The sequence below is a fragment of the Kitasatospora sp. MAP12-44 genome (assembly GCF_029892095.1).
Classification (GTDB): domain Bacteria; phylum Actinomycetota; class Actinomycetes; order Streptomycetales; family Streptomycetaceae; genus Kitasatospora.
This window is the reverse complement of the sequence record NZ_JARZAE010000004.1, coordinates 5,369,856-5,386,267: the sequence shown is the minus strand read 5'-3', so window position 1 is coordinate 5,386,267 and position 16,412 is coordinate 5,369,856. Positions and strand designations below refer to the sequence as shown.

Annotated in this window: 13 protein-coding genes and 1 riboswitch; of the genes, 8 read left to right on the top strand and 5 right to left on the bottom strand. The window is 71.8% G+C overall.

Annotation, left to right across the window (positions count from 1 at the left end; translation table 11 throughout):
• Positions 1–159 precede the first annotated feature (159 nt).
• The 4 genes from P3T34_RS24930 to P3T34_RS24915 all read left to right on the top strand — a co-directional run bounded on the left by P3T34_RS24930 (position 160) and on the right by P3T34_RS24915 (position 4,987).
• Positions 160–447 (top strand): DUF3311 domain-containing protein, encoded by a 288-nt coding sequence (locus tag P3T34_RS24930; RefSeq protein WP_280668269.1) that lies wholly within the window; start codon positions 160–162, stop codon positions 445–447.
• Positions 444–2,072 (top strand): sodium:solute symporter, encoded by a 1,629-nt coding sequence (locus tag P3T34_RS24925; RefSeq protein ID WP_280668268.1) that lies wholly within the window; start codon positions 444–446, stop codon positions 2,070–2,072. The genes P3T34_RS24930 and P3T34_RS24925 overlap by 4 nt, the downstream gene beginning before the upstream one ends.
• Before the next feature lie 144 nt (positions 2,073–2,216).
• On the top strand, positions 2,217–2,963 hold the full coding sequence (locus P3T34_RS24920; protein WP_280668267.1) for a histidine phosphatase family protein: 747 nt from the start codon (positions 2,217–2,219) through the stop codon (positions 2,961–2,963).
• A gap of 278 nt (positions 2,964–3,241) precedes the next feature.
• A complete protein-coding gene (locus P3T34_RS24915; RefSeq protein ID WP_280668266.1) occupies positions 3,242–4,987 on the top strand; it encodes a ricin-type beta-trefoil lectin domain protein in 1,746 nt (581 codons plus the stop codon).
• A gap of 137 nt (positions 4,988–5,124) precedes the next feature.
• On the opposite strand, the gene P3T34_RS24910 is transcribed toward P3T34_RS24915, so the two are convergent.
• The gene (locus P3T34_RS24910) at positions 5,125–5,874 is read right to left on the bottom strand and encodes a TetR/AcrR family transcriptional regulator (RefSeq protein ID WP_280668265.1); all 750 of its coding nucleotides are present in this window, start codon (positions 5,872–5,874) and stop codon (positions 5,125–5,127) included.
• Positions 5,875–6,136: 262 nt separating this feature from the next.
• Between P3T34_RS24910 and P3T34_RS24905 the strand changes: the two genes are divergently transcribed.
• The 4 genes from P3T34_RS24905 (at position 6,137) to P3T34_RS24890 (ending at position 11,150) form a co-directional block, all read left to right on the top strand.
• Entirely contained in the window at positions 6,137–6,526 is a 390-nt protein-coding gene (locus P3T34_RS24905) for a nitroreductase family deazaflavin-dependent oxidoreductase (protein ID WP_280672365.1), read from the top strand.
• A 130-nt stretch (positions 6,527–6,656) separates the two neighbouring features.
• Positions 6,657–7,169, top strand: coding sequence for a GNAT family N-acetyltransferase (locus tag P3T34_RS24900; protein WP_280668264.1), 513 nt, complete (start codon positions 6,657–6,659; stop codon positions 7,167–7,169).
• Between the two features lie 156 nt (positions 7,170–7,325).
• Positions 7,326–7,481, top strand: a riboswitch (cobalamin riboswitch).
• A gap of 235 nt (positions 7,482–7,716) precedes the next feature.
• Positions 7,717–10,122, top strand: coding sequence for a ribonucleoside-diphosphate reductase subunit alpha (locus P3T34_RS24895; protein WP_280672363.1), 2,406 nt, complete (start codon positions 7,717–7,719; stop codon positions 10,120–10,122).
• 32 nt (positions 10,123–10,154) lie between these two features.
• Positions 10,155–11,150: a ribonucleotide-diphosphate reductase subunit beta gene (locus tag P3T34_RS24890; RefSeq protein WP_280672361.1), complete on the top strand. Its 996-nt coding sequence runs from the start codon at positions 10,155–10,157 to the stop codon at positions 11,148–11,150.
• Positions 11,151–11,207: 57 nt separating this feature from the next.
• Here the strand turns inward: P3T34_RS24890 and P3T34_RS24885 are convergent, their stop codons facing one another.
• The 4 genes from P3T34_RS24885 to P3T34_RS24870 all read right to left on the bottom strand — a co-directional run bounded on the left by P3T34_RS24885 (position 11,208) and on the right by P3T34_RS24870 (position 16,395).
• Complete coding sequence (locus P3T34_RS24885; RefSeq protein WP_280668263.1) at positions 11,208–12,788, bottom strand: glycoside hydrolase domain-containing protein; 1,581 nt, start codon at positions 12,786–12,788, stop codon at positions 11,208–11,210.
• 147 nt (positions 12,789–12,935) lie between these two features.
• Positions 12,936–13,580, bottom strand: coding sequence for a peptide deformylase (gene def, locus P3T34_RS24880; protein WP_280668262.1), 645 nt, complete (start codon positions 13,578–13,580; stop codon positions 12,936–12,938).
• Positions 13,581–13,670: 90 nt separating this feature from the next.
• Positions 13,671–14,660: a hypothetical protein gene (locus P3T34_RS24875; RefSeq protein ID WP_280668261.1), complete on the bottom strand. Its 990-nt coding sequence runs from the start codon at positions 14,658–14,660 to the stop codon at positions 13,671–13,673.
• A gap of 247 nt (positions 14,661–14,907) precedes the next feature.
• A complete protein-coding gene (locus P3T34_RS24870; protein ID WP_280668260.1) occupies positions 14,908–16,395 on the bottom strand; it encodes an HD domain-containing phosphohydrolase in 1,488 nt (495 codons plus the stop codon).
• Positions 16,396–16,412: the final 17 nt, after the last annotated feature.

The window sequence follows — 16,412 nt, the reverse complement described above, 5'->3', positions numbered from 1 at the left end:
TCCGCTTGGGTAACGCTGGTGACAGCCGGCTGCCTGGTGCCCTACATTCCGTGGCATCCATGCCGATCACCACGACGCGCTGCTCGGCGGGCGGACCGGTCCCGTGACCGGTGCGCTGCGGCGCTGCCGGTGATCCCCAGCAACCGCCGGAGCCGCCCGATGTCCACCGTTCCAGACGCACCGCAGGCGCCACCAGGTGCCCCGCCGGTGATCACCCCTTCCAGAGTGGCCGCCGCGGTCTGCCTGCTCGTACCGATCGTCGCCGAGCTGTGGGTCTCCTCGTACGCGCGGCTCACCCCGCGACTGGACGGGATCCCGTTCTTCTACTGGTACCAGCTGCTCTGGGTGCCGCTGTCGGCCGTCTTCACCGTCGGCGCCTACCTGCTGATCACCCGTGAGGAGAAGCAGCGCAAGGCGCTGCGTCTCCGGGAAGGTGCGCTGCGATGAGCCACGGCGTCAACACGACCGCACTGGTGGTCTTTCTGCTCTTCTTCACCGGCGTCACCGTGCTGGGCTTCCTCGCCTCGCGCTGGCGGCGCGCCGAGAACGCCCTGCACCTGGACGAATGGGGGCTCGGCGGCCGCAGCTTCGGGACCTGGGTGACCTGGTTCCTGCTCGGCGGTGACCTCTACACGGCGTACACCTTCATCGCGGTCCCCGCGGCGGTCTACGCGACCGGCGCGGCGGGCTTCTTCGCGGTGCCGTACACCATCATCGCCTTCCCGCTGGTCTTCGCCTTCCTGCCCCGGCTCTGGTCGGTCGCCCGGGTGCACGGGTACGTCACGCCGGCCGACTTCATCCGCGGCCGCTACGGCTCCAAGGCACTCTCGCTGGCGGTGGCACTGACCGGGATCCTCGCCACCATGCCGTACATCGCACTCCAACTGGTCGGCATCCAGGCGGTGCTGGACACCCTGGGGGTCGGCGGCGGGGCGAACTCCAACTGGTTCGTCAAGGACCTGCCGCTCTTCCTGGCCTTCGCGGTGCTGGCCGCCTACACGTACTCCTCGGGCCTGCGGGCGCCCGCGCTGATCGCCTTCGTCAAGGACACCCTGGTCTACGTCGTGATCATCGCCGCGGTGCTCTACATCCCGCACCGGCTGGGCGGGTTCGGGCACATCTTCGACACGGCGGCGACCAAGTTCGAGACCAAGGGGGCCAACGGCAAGCCGATCGGCTCGCTGATCATCGCGCCCTCGGCGCAGTGGACGTACGCCACGCTCGGGCTCGGCTCGGCGATGGCGCTCTTCCTCTACCCGCACTCGGTGACCGGTGTGCTGGCCTCCAAGTCCCGCAACACCGTGCGCCGCAACATGGCCATCCTGCCCGCCTACTCGCTGATGCTGGGACTGCTGGCGCTGCTCGGTTTCATGGCCGTCACGGCGAACGTCAGTCACGGTGTCAAGGGCTTCAACAGCCAGCTCGCGGTGCCGCAGCTGTTCAGCCAGCTCTTCCCGTCCTGGTTCACCGGCGTGGCGTTCGCGGCGATCGGGATCGGCGCGCTGGTACCGGCCGCGATCATGTCGATCGCGGCCGCCAACCTCTTCACCCGCAATGTGTACAAGGAGTTCGTCAAGCCCGACGCCACCCCCGCCCAGGAGACCAGGGTCGCCAAGATCGCCTCGCTGCTGGTCAAGGTCGGCGCGCTGGCCTTCGTCCTCGGCATGGACAAGCAGGTCGCGATCAACCTGCAGCTGCTCGGCGGCCTGTGGATCCTGCAGACCTTCGTCTCGGTGGTCGGCGGCCTGTTCACCCGCTGGTTCCACCGCTGGGCGCTGCTCGCCGGCTGGGCGGTCGGCATGGCCTACGGGACCTGGAAGGCGTACGGCCTGGCCTCCCCCGCCACCAAGCACTTCGGCGGCAACTCGGCCCCGATCCCGGTGATCGGCCAGATCGGCTACGTCGGCCTGACCGCCTTCGTGCTCAACCTGCTGGTCGCGGTCGGGCTCACCCTGGTACTGCGGGCGGCGAAGGTCGCGGACGGCGTGGACGAGACCTCGCCCGCCGACTACAGCGCGGAGTCGGGCGACCCCGAGCACGTCGATGCGCCCCTGCCGGTGGCGGCGCATTAAACGCCTCGCCACGCGCCCTGTGATCGCGCCGCCACCTCCCTCAACACTGGGAGGTGGCGGCACGATCATCCGCGAGCAGCTGTGGGGCAGCCACGCCTCCGGTCCGGCCGGCCCCCACACCGTCCAATCACGGGGAGCACCGCGATGGCAGAGCTGAGCAGCATCCTCAACGGGCACCAGCAGCGTGCCGGGACCACCCCGCTGCCGTCCGTCCTGATCGCCACCCGGCACGGTGAGAGCGTCGCCAACGTGGAGTTCCAGCTCGCCAAGGCCAGCGGGGCGCTGACCGTGCCGATCACCTGCCGCGACGCCGACATCCCGCTCTCCATGCACGGCCAGGCCCAGGCCCAGGCGTTCGGCCGCTGGTGGGCCGGGCTGGCCCCGAGCGACCGGCCGCGCGCCGTCTGGTGCTCGCCGTACGTCCGGACGGCGGAGACCGCGCGGATCGCGCTCGCCCAGGCCGCCGGGCTGGGCGCGGTGCCGGTGGGGCTCACCGTCCGCTACGACGAGCGGCTGCGCGACCGTGAGCTGGGCGTGCTGGAGATGCTCACCGAGGCGGCGATCGAGAAGTACCAGCCCGAGGAGGCCGCCCGGCGCCGCAAGATGGGCGAGCTGTACTACCGCCCGCCCGGGGGCGAGAGCTGGCTGGACGTCGCCCTGCGGGTGCGCGGCTGCCTGCGCGACCTGTGTGCGCAGGAGGCCGGCCGGCCCGTGCTGCTGGTGGCGCACGACAACGTGGTGCTGATGCTGCGGTACGTCCTGGAGCGGCTCAGCGAGGAGCAGCTGCTGGCGCTCGCTCCGGTGGCCAACTGCTCGGTCGGGCTGTGGCGGTCGGGGTTCGACGGGATGCTGCCCGACCAGTGGAACGAGACGGGGCACCTGGAGGGGTAGCGCCTCACGTGCTTGGCGGCCGGACCGGGGTGAGCGAGCCCCCGGTCCGGCCGCTTGCTGTTTGCACCTTGCTGGCTCGCGCCCCTGTTGCCCCGAGCCCTGGACTGTCCTGGCGCATGGCAGCGACATGACATGTTTGTTTATGCTCGCTTTGCCGCGACTCTTGACACAAATGTGCAGTGACGCTGCACTGGTTGCGCACAGCAGACAGCAGACCGCTCGGAACATCCCCCCAACGACTTCCCTGGCGCCCTCTGGGCCGCCTGGAAGGAGCCTCCGTGCCACCGGTTCGCCGCACACTGCGCAGCCTGCTCTCCACCGCCGCACTGGCCGCGCTATCGCTCTCCGCCCTTCCCCTGACCAGCTCCGCAGCAGCTGCCGCAGCCCCCGTACCGGCTGCCGCGCCGGCCCCGGCCGCCGCTCACACCGCCGCCTCTGCCGCCACCTCCCCCCGGCTCGCCCCGACGCCGCCGATGGGCTGGAACGACTGGGCGCACTACCAGTGCGGGATGAACGAGCAGACCATCACGGCCAACGCCGACGCCCTGGTCAGCTCCGGCCTCGCCGCCAAGGGCTACACCACCGTCACCGTCGACGACTGCTGGATGACGAGCACCCGCGACAGCGCCGGCAACCTGGTCGCCGACCCGGTGAAGTTCCCGCACGGGATGGCCTGGCTGGGCTCCTACCTGCACGCGCGGGGCCTGAAGTTCGGCATCTACGAGGACGCCGGCTCCGCCACCTGCGGAGGCTACGCCGGAAGCGGCCAGCCCCAGGGCGGTGGCGCCGACCACTTCGCCCAGGACGCGGCCAGCTTCGCCTCGTGGGGCGTGGACTACCTCAAGCTGGACGGCTGCAACGTCTGGGCCGCCCCCGGCCAGACCCAGGAGCAGTCCTACCGCCAGGCCTACGACGCCGAGGCCGCCGCGCTGGCCGGCAGCGGACGCGACATCGTCTTCTCCGAGTCCGCCCCCGCCTACTTCCAGACCGGCGAGTGGGGCAACCCGAGCTGGTTCTCGGTGCTCGGCTGGGTCGGCCAGGACGGCCAACTCTGGCGGGAGGGCTCGGACATCGCGACCTACGACGCGAGCAAGCCGAACGCCTCGCGCTGGAGCTCGGTGCTCTCCAACTACGGCTACAACCGCTGGATCGGCCGCTACGCGGCCCCCGGCAACTGGAACGACCCGGACTTCCTGATCGCCGGCGACGGCGGCCTGACCGCCGACGAGTCGCGCAGCCAGGTCGCCCTGTGGTCGATGATGGCCGCGCCGCTGATCCTCTCCTCCGACGTCGCCTCGCTCTCGCCGGCCTCCGTCGCCGCGATCGGCAACAGCGACCTGGTCGCGGTGGACCAGGACAGCGCGGGCCGACAGGCCGGCGTGGTCTCCACCAACGGGACGACCGACGTGCTCGCCCGTCCGCTGGCCAACGGCGACCGGGCGGTCGCCGTCCTCAACCGCTCGTCCTCCGCGCAGTCGGTCAGCACCACGCTCGCCGCGGTGGGCCTGCCCGGCTGCACGGTCAGCGCCAAGAACCTCTGGACCGGCACGAGTTCAACCACCAGCTCGGCTCTGACCGCGACCGTGCCGGCGCACGGCACGGCCGTCTGGCGGCTCACCCCGCAGGGCTGCTCGGCCGCCGTCCCGACCGGCCAGCTGACCGGTAACGGCGCCAAGTGCGCGGACGACTCCGGCAGCGCGACCACCGACGGCAACCCGGTCGTCCTGTACGCCTGCACCGGGAACGCCAACCAGCGCTGGACCCTGAACACCGACAGCACCGTCCGCACGCTCGGGAAGTGCCTGACCGCGTCCGGGAGTTCGGCGGGGTCCTCGGCCGTGCTGTCGTCCTGCACGGGGAGCACGGCCCAGCAGTGGACCGCCAAGCCCGACGGGACCATGGTGAACGCCGGCTCCGGCCTCTGCCTGGACGTCTACGGCGGCGGCAGCACCAGCGGGACCAAGCTCGACACCTGGACCTGCGGCGACCACCAGGCCAACCAGGCCTGGTCGCTGCCGGTCTGACCTTCCCCTCGGCCCTGACCGTCCCCTCACCGCAGACGCCGGTCGCGCGATGCCCCACTGTCGCGCGGCCGGCACCTTTGCGTCGCGTGCCGTGCCATCGTGCCGTGCCATGCGGAGCGCGCGCGGGGGAAGGGGCGCTACCTCACGTCGGGCAGGCCGATGAAGTCCGCCATCTGCTCCACCGCGTGGGCGAAGAACTCGTCGGCCGGGTCGGCCGAGCCTGCCAGGTGCCCGAAGAGCTCGAAGCTGATCATGCCGAAGAGCTGCGTCCAGGCGACCATCGACCGGGCGATCACGGTCTGCGGCAGCTCCGGAGCGTACTGGGCGGCGATCGGCGCCAACTGGGCGGCGAGCCCGGCCGACACGGGGCGGCCGGGCGCCGCCTCCAGGTGGCCGGCGGCCGGCCGGATCGTGTCGAGCAAGGCCAGCGGGACGCGCACCGCCAGCTCGATGGTCTCCTGCGGCGCGTGGTAGCCGGGGACCGGCGTGCCGTAGATCAACGCGTACTCGTGCGGGTGCTCTCGGGCCCAGTCGCGGACGGCCGAGCTGAGCGCCCGCCAGCGGGCGCGAGCGGCCGCTCCCGCTTGTGTGGACCCCGCCGCTGCGGGCCCCGGGGCCGCCGCCGCGATCTCCGATGCTGCCGCCACCGCGCGGTCGACGGCTGCGGCCAGGTCGCTGTAGGCGTCCACGATGAGCGCGGTCAGCAGATCGTCGCGGCTCGGGAAGTACCGGTAGAGCGCCGAGGAGGCCATGCCGAGGTCGCGCGCGACGGCGCGCAGGGAGAGCTGCTGCGGGCCCTCGATCCCGAGCTGGCGTCGGGCCTCGTCCTTGATCGCGCGGGTGAGTTCCTCGCGCGCCCGCTCCCGGGCGGTTCGAATCGCTGCCATGGAGAACAGCCTGCCACAAATCAGAGCAGCAGACACGAATTATATCGGTGCACACAAACGAGAGCAGTGCTCTTGACTCGAGGCGCCGCCAGTGGAAGAGTTCAGTGCATCGAAACGAGAGCACTGCTCTCGAATGCGTTCACTGCTCACCAAGGAGCATGCGATGTCCTCGACCCCGACGTCCCACGGCGCAGCGTCACAGCCCGACGCACCGCGCTACATCTACTCCGGCGGCCGCGCGCTGCGTTTCAGCAACCAGGTGATGGTGGCCCTCACCCGGGTCGGTCTCAGCTTCTGGGGCTCGCGGGTGCTGGCCGTCCGGGGCCGCAAGAGCGGGGAGTGGCGCACCACGCCGGTCAACGTCCTCAGCCATGACGGGAACCGCTACCTTGTCGCCCCGCGCGGTCACACCCAGTGGGTCCGCAACCTGCGCGTCACCGGCACCGGCGAGCTGCGCCTGGGCCGACGCAGCGAGACCTTCCACGCCACCGAGCTCACCGACGCGGAGAAGCCGGACGTGCTGCGCGCCTACCTCAAGCGGTGGAAGTTCGAGGTCGGCGCCTTCTTCCAGGGCGTGGACGCCAACGCGTCCGACGCGGAACTCCTGCGGATCGCGCCCGGCTACCCCGTCTTCCGGATCACCACAGCCTAGGCACCACCCCGCACACCCGGACCCCGACCACCCGGACCCCGCACTCCCGGACCCCGCCCACCCGGACCGGCCGCCCCCGCCACCGCACCCTCCCCGCCGCCCGCGACCTGCGCCTTGGCACACTGGTTCGATGGACATCCTCATCCGCACCGCACTCGACGAAGACCTCGACGCCGCGGGCGAGGTGACCGTGGAGGCCTTCGTCGGCGACGGCCACACCCCGCCGGGCGCGGAGTACGTCACCCTCCTGCGCGACGCCCGCCGCCGGGCCGCCGAGGCCGAGCTGCTCGTCGCGGTCGACCCGGCCGACACCTCGCGCGGTCCCGCCGGACGAGTCCTCGGCTGTGTGACCTTCGCCGTGGGCGGCACCGAGTGGGCCGACATCGCCACCCCGCAGGAGGGCGAGATCCGGATGCTGGCCGCCGCTGCGGACGCCCGGGGCCGCGGCGTCGGCGAGTCCCTGGTGCGCGCCTGCGTCGCCCGCAGCCGCGAGCTCGGCCTCACCGGGATGGCCTTCTCGACACGCCCGGCGATGTCCGCCGCCCACCGGATCTACGAGCGGGTCGGCTTCCTCCGCACCCCCGAGCGCGACTGGCGCCCCCGGCCGGACATTGAGCTGTGGGTGTACAGCCTGACCTTCTGACACGGCCCGACAGAGGCCCGGGAGAGGCCCGCGAACGGCCCCGAGGCACCGGAAATCCAGGCATCCGCAGCCCCTCCACAGCCCCGCTACAGCCCCTCCAACACCCGGCGGCGTCCCGATCTGGTATTGGCCCCGATACAGCACGCAACACTACATGTGGTGCTGCACTCGATGGGTGGCACTACATGTATGCTCACTCTCGCTGTCGAAGCAGGGGAACCCGGTGTGAATCCGGGGCTGCCCCGCAGCGGTGAGCGGTCGGTGCACCATCCGCCGCAAGTCCGATTACCTGCCGACGGTGTGCCACACGGCTTCCCCGCAGAAGCCTTGCCGCACGAGCTTTGTGTGTCCGGGCCTCGCGGGTGGGCCGGGGATGCCGCCGTTGCGCGCCACCGTTCGAGTGGGCGCGCCGCGCTCCCCTGCCCTGCCCCGCGCCGGCCCGGTGTCAGCCCTCCCGTCTGCCTGTCGGACAACCCGCTTTCCAGTGGGAGGGGCCCGTTCGTCGTCGCCAGGAGAGAGCGCCTTGACCACCGCTGCCTCAGTCACCCTGCCCGCCCAGGGATCCAGCTCCGACCCCGCCACCAAGTCGGACCCCGGAGCAGCACTCCTGCGGCTGCTGACGGACCGCAGCAGCGACCTCCCCCAGGTGGACCCCGGCCACGTCGCCGCCGCCGCACTGCGCGGCCGCAACGCCGGCTCCGACTTCGCGGAGCTGCGCGGGCTGGCCGTGGAGGCCGCCGCGTCGATGATCGCCGAGGACCCGCAGTACTCGAAGCTGGCCGCCCGCCTGCTCGCCCAGGAGATCTCCGACGAGGCGATCGGCCAGGGCGCGGTCTGCTTCGCCGCCTCGATCGCGGTCGGCCACGCCGAGGGCCTGATCGGCACCTCGACCGCCGACTTCGTCGCCAAGCACGCCGACGCGCTGGACGCCCTGATCGACCAGCAGGGCGACGACCGCTTCGAGTACTTCGGCCTGCGCACCGTGCAGTCCCGCTACCTGCTGCGCCACCCGATCACCCGCAAGGTGATCGAGACCCCGCAGCACTTCATGCTCCGGGTCGCCTGTGGTCTGGCGGTCGGCGACAACGAGCAGTCGGTGCGCGAGATCGCCGAGCTGTACGCGCTGATGAGCGCGCTCTCCTACCTGCCGTCCTCCCCGACGCTCTTCAACTCGGGCACCAAGCACCCGCAGATGTCCAGCTGCTACCTGCTGGACTCGCCGCTGGACAACCTGGACTCGATCTACTCGCGCTACGCGCAGATCGCCCGGCTCTCCAAGCACGCCGGCGGCATCGGCCTCTCCTACTCCCGGATCCGCTCGCGCGGTTCGCTGATCCGCGGCACCAACGGCAAGTCCAACGGCATCGTGCCGTTCCTGCGGACGCTGGACTCCTCGGTCGCCGCCGTCAACCAGGGCGGCCGCCGCAAGGGCGCGGCCTGCGTCTACCTGGAGACCTGGCACGCGGACATCGAGGAGTTCCTCGAGCTGCGTGACAACACCGGTGAGGAGGCGCGGCGTACCCACAACCTCAACCTCGCGCACTGGATCCCGGACGAGTTCATGCGCCGGGTGAACGCCGGCACCGACTGGTCGCTGTTCTCCCCGGCCGACGTCCCCGAGCTGGTCGACCTGTGGGGCGAGGAGTTCGACGCCGCCTACCTGAAGGCCGAGGCAGCCGGCAAGGCCGTCCGCAGCATCCCCGCGCAGACCCTCTACGCCCGGATGATGCGCACCCTGGCGCAGACCGGCAACGGCTGGATGACCTTCAAGGACGCCTCCAACCGCGCCGCCAACCAGACCGCGCTGCCGGGCCGCACGGTCCACTCGTCCAACCTCTGCACGGAGATCCTGGAGGTCACGGACGACTCCGAGACCGCCGTCTGCAACCTCGGGTCGGTCAACCTGGGCGCGCACGTCTCCGCCACCGCCACCGCCGAGAACCTGATCGACGCGATGGACTGGGAGCGCCTGGACGCCACCGTGCGCACCGCGGTGACCTTCCTGGACCGCGTGGTGGACATCAACTTCTACCCGACCACCGAGGCCGGCACCTCCAACTCGCGCTGGCGCCCGGTGGGCCTGGGCGTGATGGGCCTCCAGGACGTCTTCTTCCAGCTCCGGCTGGACTTCGACTCCGCCGAGGCCAAGCAGCTCTCCACGCTGATCGCCGAGCGCATCATGCTGGTCGCCTACGAGCGTTCCAGCGAGCTCGCCGAGCAGCTGGGCCGGCACGAGGCGTACGGCGAGACCCGCGCCGCCCGCGGCCAGCTGCACATCGACCACTTCGCCACCGCCCCGCAGTGGGCGGACCGTTGGGACGCGCTGCGCGCCACGATCGCCCGCACCGGCCTGCGCAACTCGCTGCTGCTCGCCATCGCGCCGACCGCGACCATCGCCTCGATCGCCGGCGTCTACGAGTGCATCGAGCCGCAGGTCTCCAACCTCTTCAAGCGGGAGACCCTCTCCGGCGAGTTCCTCCAGGTCAACCCGTACCTGGTCCGCGAGTTGAAGGAGCTGGGCGTCTGGGACGCGCAGACCCGGGACGCGCTGCGCGAGGCCAACGGCTCGGTCCAGGAGCTGGGTTGGCTGCCCGCCGAGGTGCGCTCGCTCTACCGCACCGCGTGGGAGCTGCCGCAGCGCGCGCTGATCGACCTGGCCGCCGCCCGGCAGCCGTACATCGACCAGAGCCAGTCGCTGAACCTCTTCATGGCCGCGCCGACCATCGGCAAGCTCAGCTCGATGTACGCGTACGCCTGGAAGGTCGGTCTGAAGACCACCTACTACCTGCGCTCGCGCCCGGCCACCCGGATCGCCCAGGCCGCGTCGAGCAGCGCCCGCGCCGCCGCCCCCGCGCCGGTGTCCGTGGCCACCCCGACCGCCCTCACCCCGGAGGAGGAGGCAGCGCTCGCCTGCTCCCTGGAGAACCCCGAGTCCTGCGAGGCCTGCCAGTGAGCAACACCCCCGAGACCCCCGGCCGCGAGAAGATGCTGCTCGACCCGGGCTTCGAGCTGACGCTGCGTCCGATGCGCTACCCGTCCTTCTACGACCGCTACCGCGACGCGATCAAGAACACCTGGACCGTCGAGGAGGTGGACCTGCACTCCGACGTCGCCGACCTCGCCAAGCTCAGCGACGGCGAGCGGCACATGATCGGCCGGCTGGTCGCCTTCTTCGCGACCGGTGACTCGATCGTCTCGAACAACGTGGTGCTGAGCCTCTACAAGCACATCAACTCGCCCGAGGCGCGGCTCTACCTGTCCCGGCAGCTGTTCGAGGAGGCCGTGCACGTCCAGTTCTATCTGACGCTGCTCGACACCTACCTGCCCGACCCGGAGGACCGCAACGCGGCCTTCGCCGCGGTGGAGAACATCCCCTCCATCCACCAGAAGGCGCAGTTCTGCTTCAAGTACATGAACGCGGTCGACCACATCGACTCGCTGCAGTCCAAGGACGACCGCCGCGCGTTCCTGCTGAACCTGATCTGCTTCGCGGCCTGCGTCGAGGGGCTGTTCTTCTACGGCGCCTTCGCGTACGTGTACTGGTTCCGCAGCCGCGGTCTGCTGCACGGCCTGGCGACCGGCACCAACTGGGTCTTCCGCGACGAGTCCATGCACATGGACTTCGCGATGTCGGTGGTCGACACCGTCCGTGAGGAGGAGCCCGACCTCTTCGACGACGCGATGGCCAAGCAGGTCACCGAGATGCTGGAGGAGGCCGTCGAGGCCGAGCTCCAGTTCGCCCAGGACCTCTGCGGCGAGGGCCTGCCCGGGATGAACACCGCGTCCATGCGCGAGTACCTGCAGGCCGTCGCCGACCAGCGGCTGGCCCGCCTCGGCATGCCGATCCGGTACGGCTCGACCAACCCGTTCGGCTTCATGGAGCTGCAGAACGTCCAGGAGCTGACCAACTTCTTCGAGCGCCGGGTCTCCGCCTACCAGGTGGCCGTCGAGGGCTCGGTCGCCTTCGACGACGACTTCTAGGCACGTCAGACGGGGTCGGTCCCGGCGGCAACCGCCGCCGGGACCGACCCCGTTCGGCTATGCCGCGTTGTAGGTCCCGCTCGCCCAGAGGAAGCCGCCGTTGGCCGAGGTTCCGCCCTGCTTGTAGATCACCAGGTTGCCGTCGTCCTGCATCACCAGGTAGGCACCGGGGTTGTAGTAGGTCTTGCTGTCCCAGAGCGCACCGCCGGTGCTGCTGCTGCCGCCCGCCTTGTAGACCACGAGGTTGCCGTCGGTCTGCATGATCGCGTAGTCGCCGCGGTTGTTGTTCGTCTGGGTGGACCAGATCGGCACGCCGTCCGACTTGCGGTAGATCACCAGATTGCCGTCGGCCTGCATGATCAGCTTGGTCAGGGCGCCCTGGGTCCACTGGCCGTCGGCCAGGGTGCCGCCCGGGTTGATGGTGTTCGGCACCGCCTCGGTCCTGGTGCTCCACAGCGAGCCGCCCAGGCCGTCGCCGCCGCCCGCCTTGTAGACCACGAAGTTGCCATCGTCCTGCACGGCGGCGTAGGTGCCGGGAGTGCTCCAGGTGGAGCTGGACCAGATCGCGTTACCGGTACTCGAGTTGCCGCCCGGCTTGTAGACCACCAGGTTGCCGTCGGTCTGCATGACCAGGTACGCGCCGGGGTTGCCGACCGTGTTCGAGTCCCACACCGCGGCGATCTGGCCGGTGGGGCCCACGATCGCGTAGAGCACCAGGTTGCCGTCGGTGCCCATGGTCAGCGTCATGCTCGTGCTGCTCACGCTCATCCCGCCGTCGAGCCGCGAACCGGTCGCGATCGGCGAGCTGAAGGCCTTGGAAGTGACGTCCAGGTAGCTGTCGTTGACGGTGAGGGTGGCGCCGCCGTAGGTCTCGCTCTGGCTGTCGGCGTACTCGTGGACCCGCCCGCCGACCGGCCAGTAGGTCGGGCCGAGCAGCCCGGTGGCCGCGTCGCCGGTGGTCTGGGTGCCGTTCAGGTTGCGCGACCAGATGACGTCCGGCTCCGGGAACGAGCCGGTGTCGGCCGCCTCCAGGTCCGTGACCACACCGGTCGCGTCACCGTGCACGCCGGAGCGGTATCCGCCGGTCTGGAGCTCCCGGGTCCAGCCCACCAGGTACTTGATCACCTGGGGCTGGGTGGCGGGGGTGTAGGCCTGCACGTCCAGGTAGATCACGCTGCCCGTGCCGAGGCCCAGGGCGGACGCCTTCGCGATCGCGTCGTCGGCGTCGGTGGTGCCCTGCTGCTGCGCGGCGCCCACGTCGGTCGGCAGCAGCGCCGTGCCGCTGCTGCCCTGGTGGCCGCTGTAGATCGGCATGAGGGCCCAGCCCCCCGCCGCCACACTGGTGACCCAGGCCGGTGTCAGATTGGGCTGCGCGCAGGCCTGCGAGGGGCCCCCGATGTGGATGCCGACCGCCTTGTACGGCGAGCTCGCCGCCCAGGTGCTCATGGTGGTGAGGTCCGGCGCCGCGCAGGTCTCGAAGCCTCGCGCGGTCGCGTTGGTGCTCGGTGCGCTGCTGGGCGGGGTGGCCGCCGCCACCGCCGCGGGTGCTCCGACGGCCACGGTGCCGGCCAGGCCGGCGGCCGTGAGCAGAACACCGACGGCCCGCTGTCTCCAACGTCCGATTCCCTTACTGAGCATGTCAGTTCCCCCTTCAAACGCCGCGAGGGCCCGCAGTTGCTGCGAGCCCTCGCGGTTCTCTGATCCGCATAATTTTGCGATCATCAGAATGCCATCGAAGTGGATCTAGGGGAGGGCGGTTTTCCGCCGCGAAACGATGATTTCGCGTCAGCTGTTGGGCACGGTGGCGTACTTGGCGGTGCCCTCCGCCATCTGCCGCAGTGCGTCCTTGCGGTCCCGCTTGGAGAGCTTGTCGATGTAGAGGAAGCCGAACAGGTGGTCGGTCTCGTGCTGCAGGCAGCGGGCGAAGAAGCCGGTGCCCTCGACCCGGATCGGGTTGCCGTCCTTGTCCTGGCCGGTCACCGCGGCGAAGTCCGGGCGCGCCAACTCGGCGTAGGCGGTGGGGACGGAGAGGCAGCCCTCGGTGCTGTCGTCCAGCGTCCGGCGGTCGACCGCGAGCTCCTCGAGCACCGGGTTGATGACATGGCCGATGTGGCGCACGCCGTCGTCGTCCGGGCAGTCGTAGACGAAGACCTTGGCGTCCACGCCGATCTGGTTGGCCGCCAGGCCGACACCCTCGGCCGCGTACATCGAGACGAACATGTCGTCGATCAGGGACGCCAGCTCCGCGTCGAACGCGGTGACGGTCCGGCACTCGCGGTGCAGGACCGGGTTGCCGACCACGGTGATGGGGCGTGCGGTGCCCCGGGAGAGGTCGGGCTCCTCGCCGATCACCTTGGCGGGCGCCTCGCCACCGCCGTCGTGCTCGTGGTCATGCGCGTGATCGTGCTCGTGGTCGTGCTGATCGGCCATCGCTGCTGTCGCTTTCTAGGACTTCTCCGGGTGACAGCCCCTAGCGTACGGCCCCGACAGCGCCACCGGTCCTTACCGAGCGGAGCGTGATCAGCAGACCTCTTCGAGGTCGCGATAGGCCCGGGTGGAGGGCGAGGCCGCCGCCCAGCGGTCCAGCAGCAACCGGACAAGACCGGCGGGCGCCGCGATGCCGCACTCCCGCTCGGCCAGCCAGGCCATCCCGCCGCTGCCCTGGCTGAGGTGGCTGAGGTGACCGGGGTGGGCCTCGTCGCCGTCGTCGTGCGGGTCGTGGTGCACGGTACGGCCGTCGTCGGTGACCATCCGGCTCTCCGAGCAGGCCCGGCAGAGCAGCCGGACCGAGGACGTCCAGTCCTCCGCCGCATAGCCCGCCTCGGCGACCAGCCGCTCCAGCGCGTCCCGGTCGGCCTCGGTGGCGGCCTGCAGCAGCACCACGTACGTCGGCACCGGCGAGGGCGCCCACAGCTCGATCTCGTCGAAGACCGGGAACGCCGCCCCGTTGGCCACCCGCTCGCCGTGCGGCGCCCCGTCGTGCAGCACCACCTCGCCCCAGCGCCGGCCGGAGGAGGGCAGCGGGATAGAGAGCACCTCGACCCGGGACGGGTCGAGACGGCGGCCCCAGACCACCTCGGACTCGCCCTCCGGGGAGAGCCGGACGGGGGTGGTGCCCAGGTCGAGGCGGACCGGCTCGTCCGGCGCCGCGCCCGGGCCGCTGGGCAGCCGCAGGCCGTACGCCTGCCAGGCCCGGCGCGCCAGCGGCCAGTCCTGCAGGGCGGTGGCGGTGATGCCCAGGTTCCACCAGTCGGGGGCGCCGTGGTCGCGGTCCAGCAGCGCGACGGCGCGCAGCCCGGCCGCTCTGGCCTGCTCCCAGTCCCGTCGGAACTTGTGCAGCAGGGCCAGGTTGAACCAGGAGTCGGAGAGCCACGGCTCCAGGTCGGCGGCCATCACCAGGAGAGCGCCGGCGTCCTCGTAGCGCCCGTTTCCGATCAGCGTGAAGGCGCGGTCGGTCGTCTGCCGCCAGGTGGCGGACGGCCGGTGCCGTGCCCGGTGGAAGATCTTCACGTTGCCCTGCCGCCTGTCCGCTAGGTCCTGCTGAAATCCTGCTGGGAGTCGGGCCGCTCCTGGCGCGTGCTGCCAGGGCCGGCCGACCCGCGTCCCGCACGGTTCCCGCTCCCGGCCCCGGTGCCGGCAACCGGCCTGTCCGGCCGAGTCGGCCGGGGCCGGGGACACGGAGGCCCCGGATCGGGTGTTCCACGCTACGACCGCATCCAACCACGGCAGCGGCAGGGTCCGCTTCCCGCACGGTGGTTCACGTGCGCCCCCGCCCCGCGCCGCCGCCGGGCCGGCTCCGCCCGGGCGGTACCACCCGGGAGTACCGGGTCCGATCCGGTCCCAACCGGGCCAGCGCCGCCACCACCGCGGGGTCGTAGGCCTGGCTGCTCTGCGCCTTCAGCTCGGCCAGCACCCGGGCCCGGTCGCCCGGTGCGGAGCGGTCGAGCAGGTCGTCGTGGGCGTTGGCCACCCGGATGATCCGCGCGGCCAGCGGCAGCGTCCGGTCGGTACGGCCGTCCGGGCCGCGCAGCGGGTCGGCCAGCCTGGCGACCTGCTCGGCGACCTGCGCCGGGACGCCGCTGTGCCGGATCACCTCGCTGCCCAGCCGGGCGATCCGCTGCTGCTCGGCGTCCGGGAGGGTGGCGGTGGCGCCGTCCGGGATCGGCTCGACCAGCGAGAGCTGGCCGATGTCGTGCATCAGGGCGGCATGCTCCAGCAGGGCGAGCTCCCGGGAGCTCAGGCCCAGCTCGCGGCCGAGCGCGCACGCGGTGTCCGCGACCCTGCGCGCGTGGCCGGGCGCCGTGTAACCGGCCACCTCGGTGGCACGGGCCAGCGTGGCGATGGTCTGCCCGTACGTGGCCCGGATCGCGGCGGCCCGCCGGAACGAGGCCTGGGCCAGCAGCAGCGGCGCGCAGAACACCGGCAGCGCCCACAGGCCCACCTCTCCGGCCGTCAGGCTGACCAGCATCCCGGTGGCGGCGATCGCGGAGCCGATGCCGGGCAGCGCGCGCAGCTCGTCCTCCAGGACCGCGCCGAAACGGCGGCCGACGCCCGCGCCGCACGGCAGCGCCAGGCAGCTGCGGGCACGCTGCTGGAAGGCGGCGAGCACCGCGTCGCACAGCGCGGCGAGCGCCGCCACCGCCGTCAGGAAGACGCCGTAGGCGGGGCCGGCCAGCGGGAGGCGGTCCAGCGCGCCGCTGTTGTAGAGCGGTTGGAAGAGCAGCGCGGCGAAGGCCACCGAGAGCAGCCGGCGGGCGGCCGCGTCCCGGCCGGGCGCCGCGGGCAGCCGGTGCCGCAGCAGGCCCGGGCTGCGGCGGCGGCGCGGCGCCGTGGGCGGCATCGCACGGCGGGCACCCGCTCTGGGCCGCGGCACGCTGCCCTCACCGTCCGACCGGCCGCGCAGCTGGGGCACGACGAACCGCAGCAGCACCCCGCCGGCCAGCCCGGCGCCGCAGACGGCCACCACCTGGAGCGCCCCGTGCGCCGTCGGCAGCCCGCGCAGCGGCCCGAGCAGCGCGTACGCGAGCGCCACGGCCGCCCCGAGCGGAGCCCGCTCGCGGCCACCCGGATGGCCGATCCGCGCGGCCTCGCCCACCGCGATCAGCACCGTGAAGACCACCGCCACCCGCGGATCGGCGGGCCCGTCGACCAGCACCGAGGTGACCGCCACGGCCAGCAGCACCAGCGCCGCCGCCTGCACCGCCGCCGCGCCACCGGCTCCCGAGACGGCCCGGGCCCCCGTCACGCGCGGCCATCGCGCCG

Excerpts from the sequence above, each read along its gene's own strand:
- P3T34_RS24910 (WP_280668265.1), bottom strand. The coding sequence starts at position 5,874 with ATGGCAGCGATTCGAACCGCCCGGGAGCGGGCGCGCGAGGAACTCACC.
- P3T34_RS24890 (WP_280672361.1), top strand. The coding sequence starts at position 10,155 with ATGCTGCTCGACCCGGGCTTCGAGCTGACGCTGCGTCCGATGCGCTAC.
- P3T34_RS24920 (WP_280668267.1), top strand. The coding sequence starts at position 2,217 with ATGGCAGAGCTGAGCAGCATCCTCAACGGGCACCAGCAGCGTGCCGGG.
- P3T34_RS24885 (WP_280668263.1), bottom strand. The coding sequence starts at position 12,788 with ATGCTCAGTAAGGGAATCGGACGTTGGAGACAGCGGGCCGTCGGTGTT.
- P3T34_RS24905 (WP_280672365.1), top strand. The coding sequence starts at position 6,137 with ATGGTGGCCCTCACCCGGGTCGGTCTCAGCTTCTGGGGCTCGCGGGTG.
- def (WP_280668262.1), bottom strand. The coding sequence starts at position 13,580 with ATGGCCGATCAGCACGACCACGAGCACGATCACGCGCATGACCACGAG.
- P3T34_RS24925 (WP_280668268.1), top strand. The coding sequence starts at position 444 with ATGAGCCACGGCGTCAACACGACCGCACTGGTGGTCTTTCTGCTCTTC.
- P3T34_RS24930 (WP_280668269.1), top strand. The coding sequence starts at position 160 with ATGTCCACCGTTCCAGACGCACCGCAGGCGCCACCAGGTGCCCCGCCG.
- P3T34_RS24900 (WP_280668264.1), top strand. The coding sequence starts at position 6,657 with ATGGACATCCTCATCCGCACCGCACTCGACGAAGACCTCGACGCCGCG.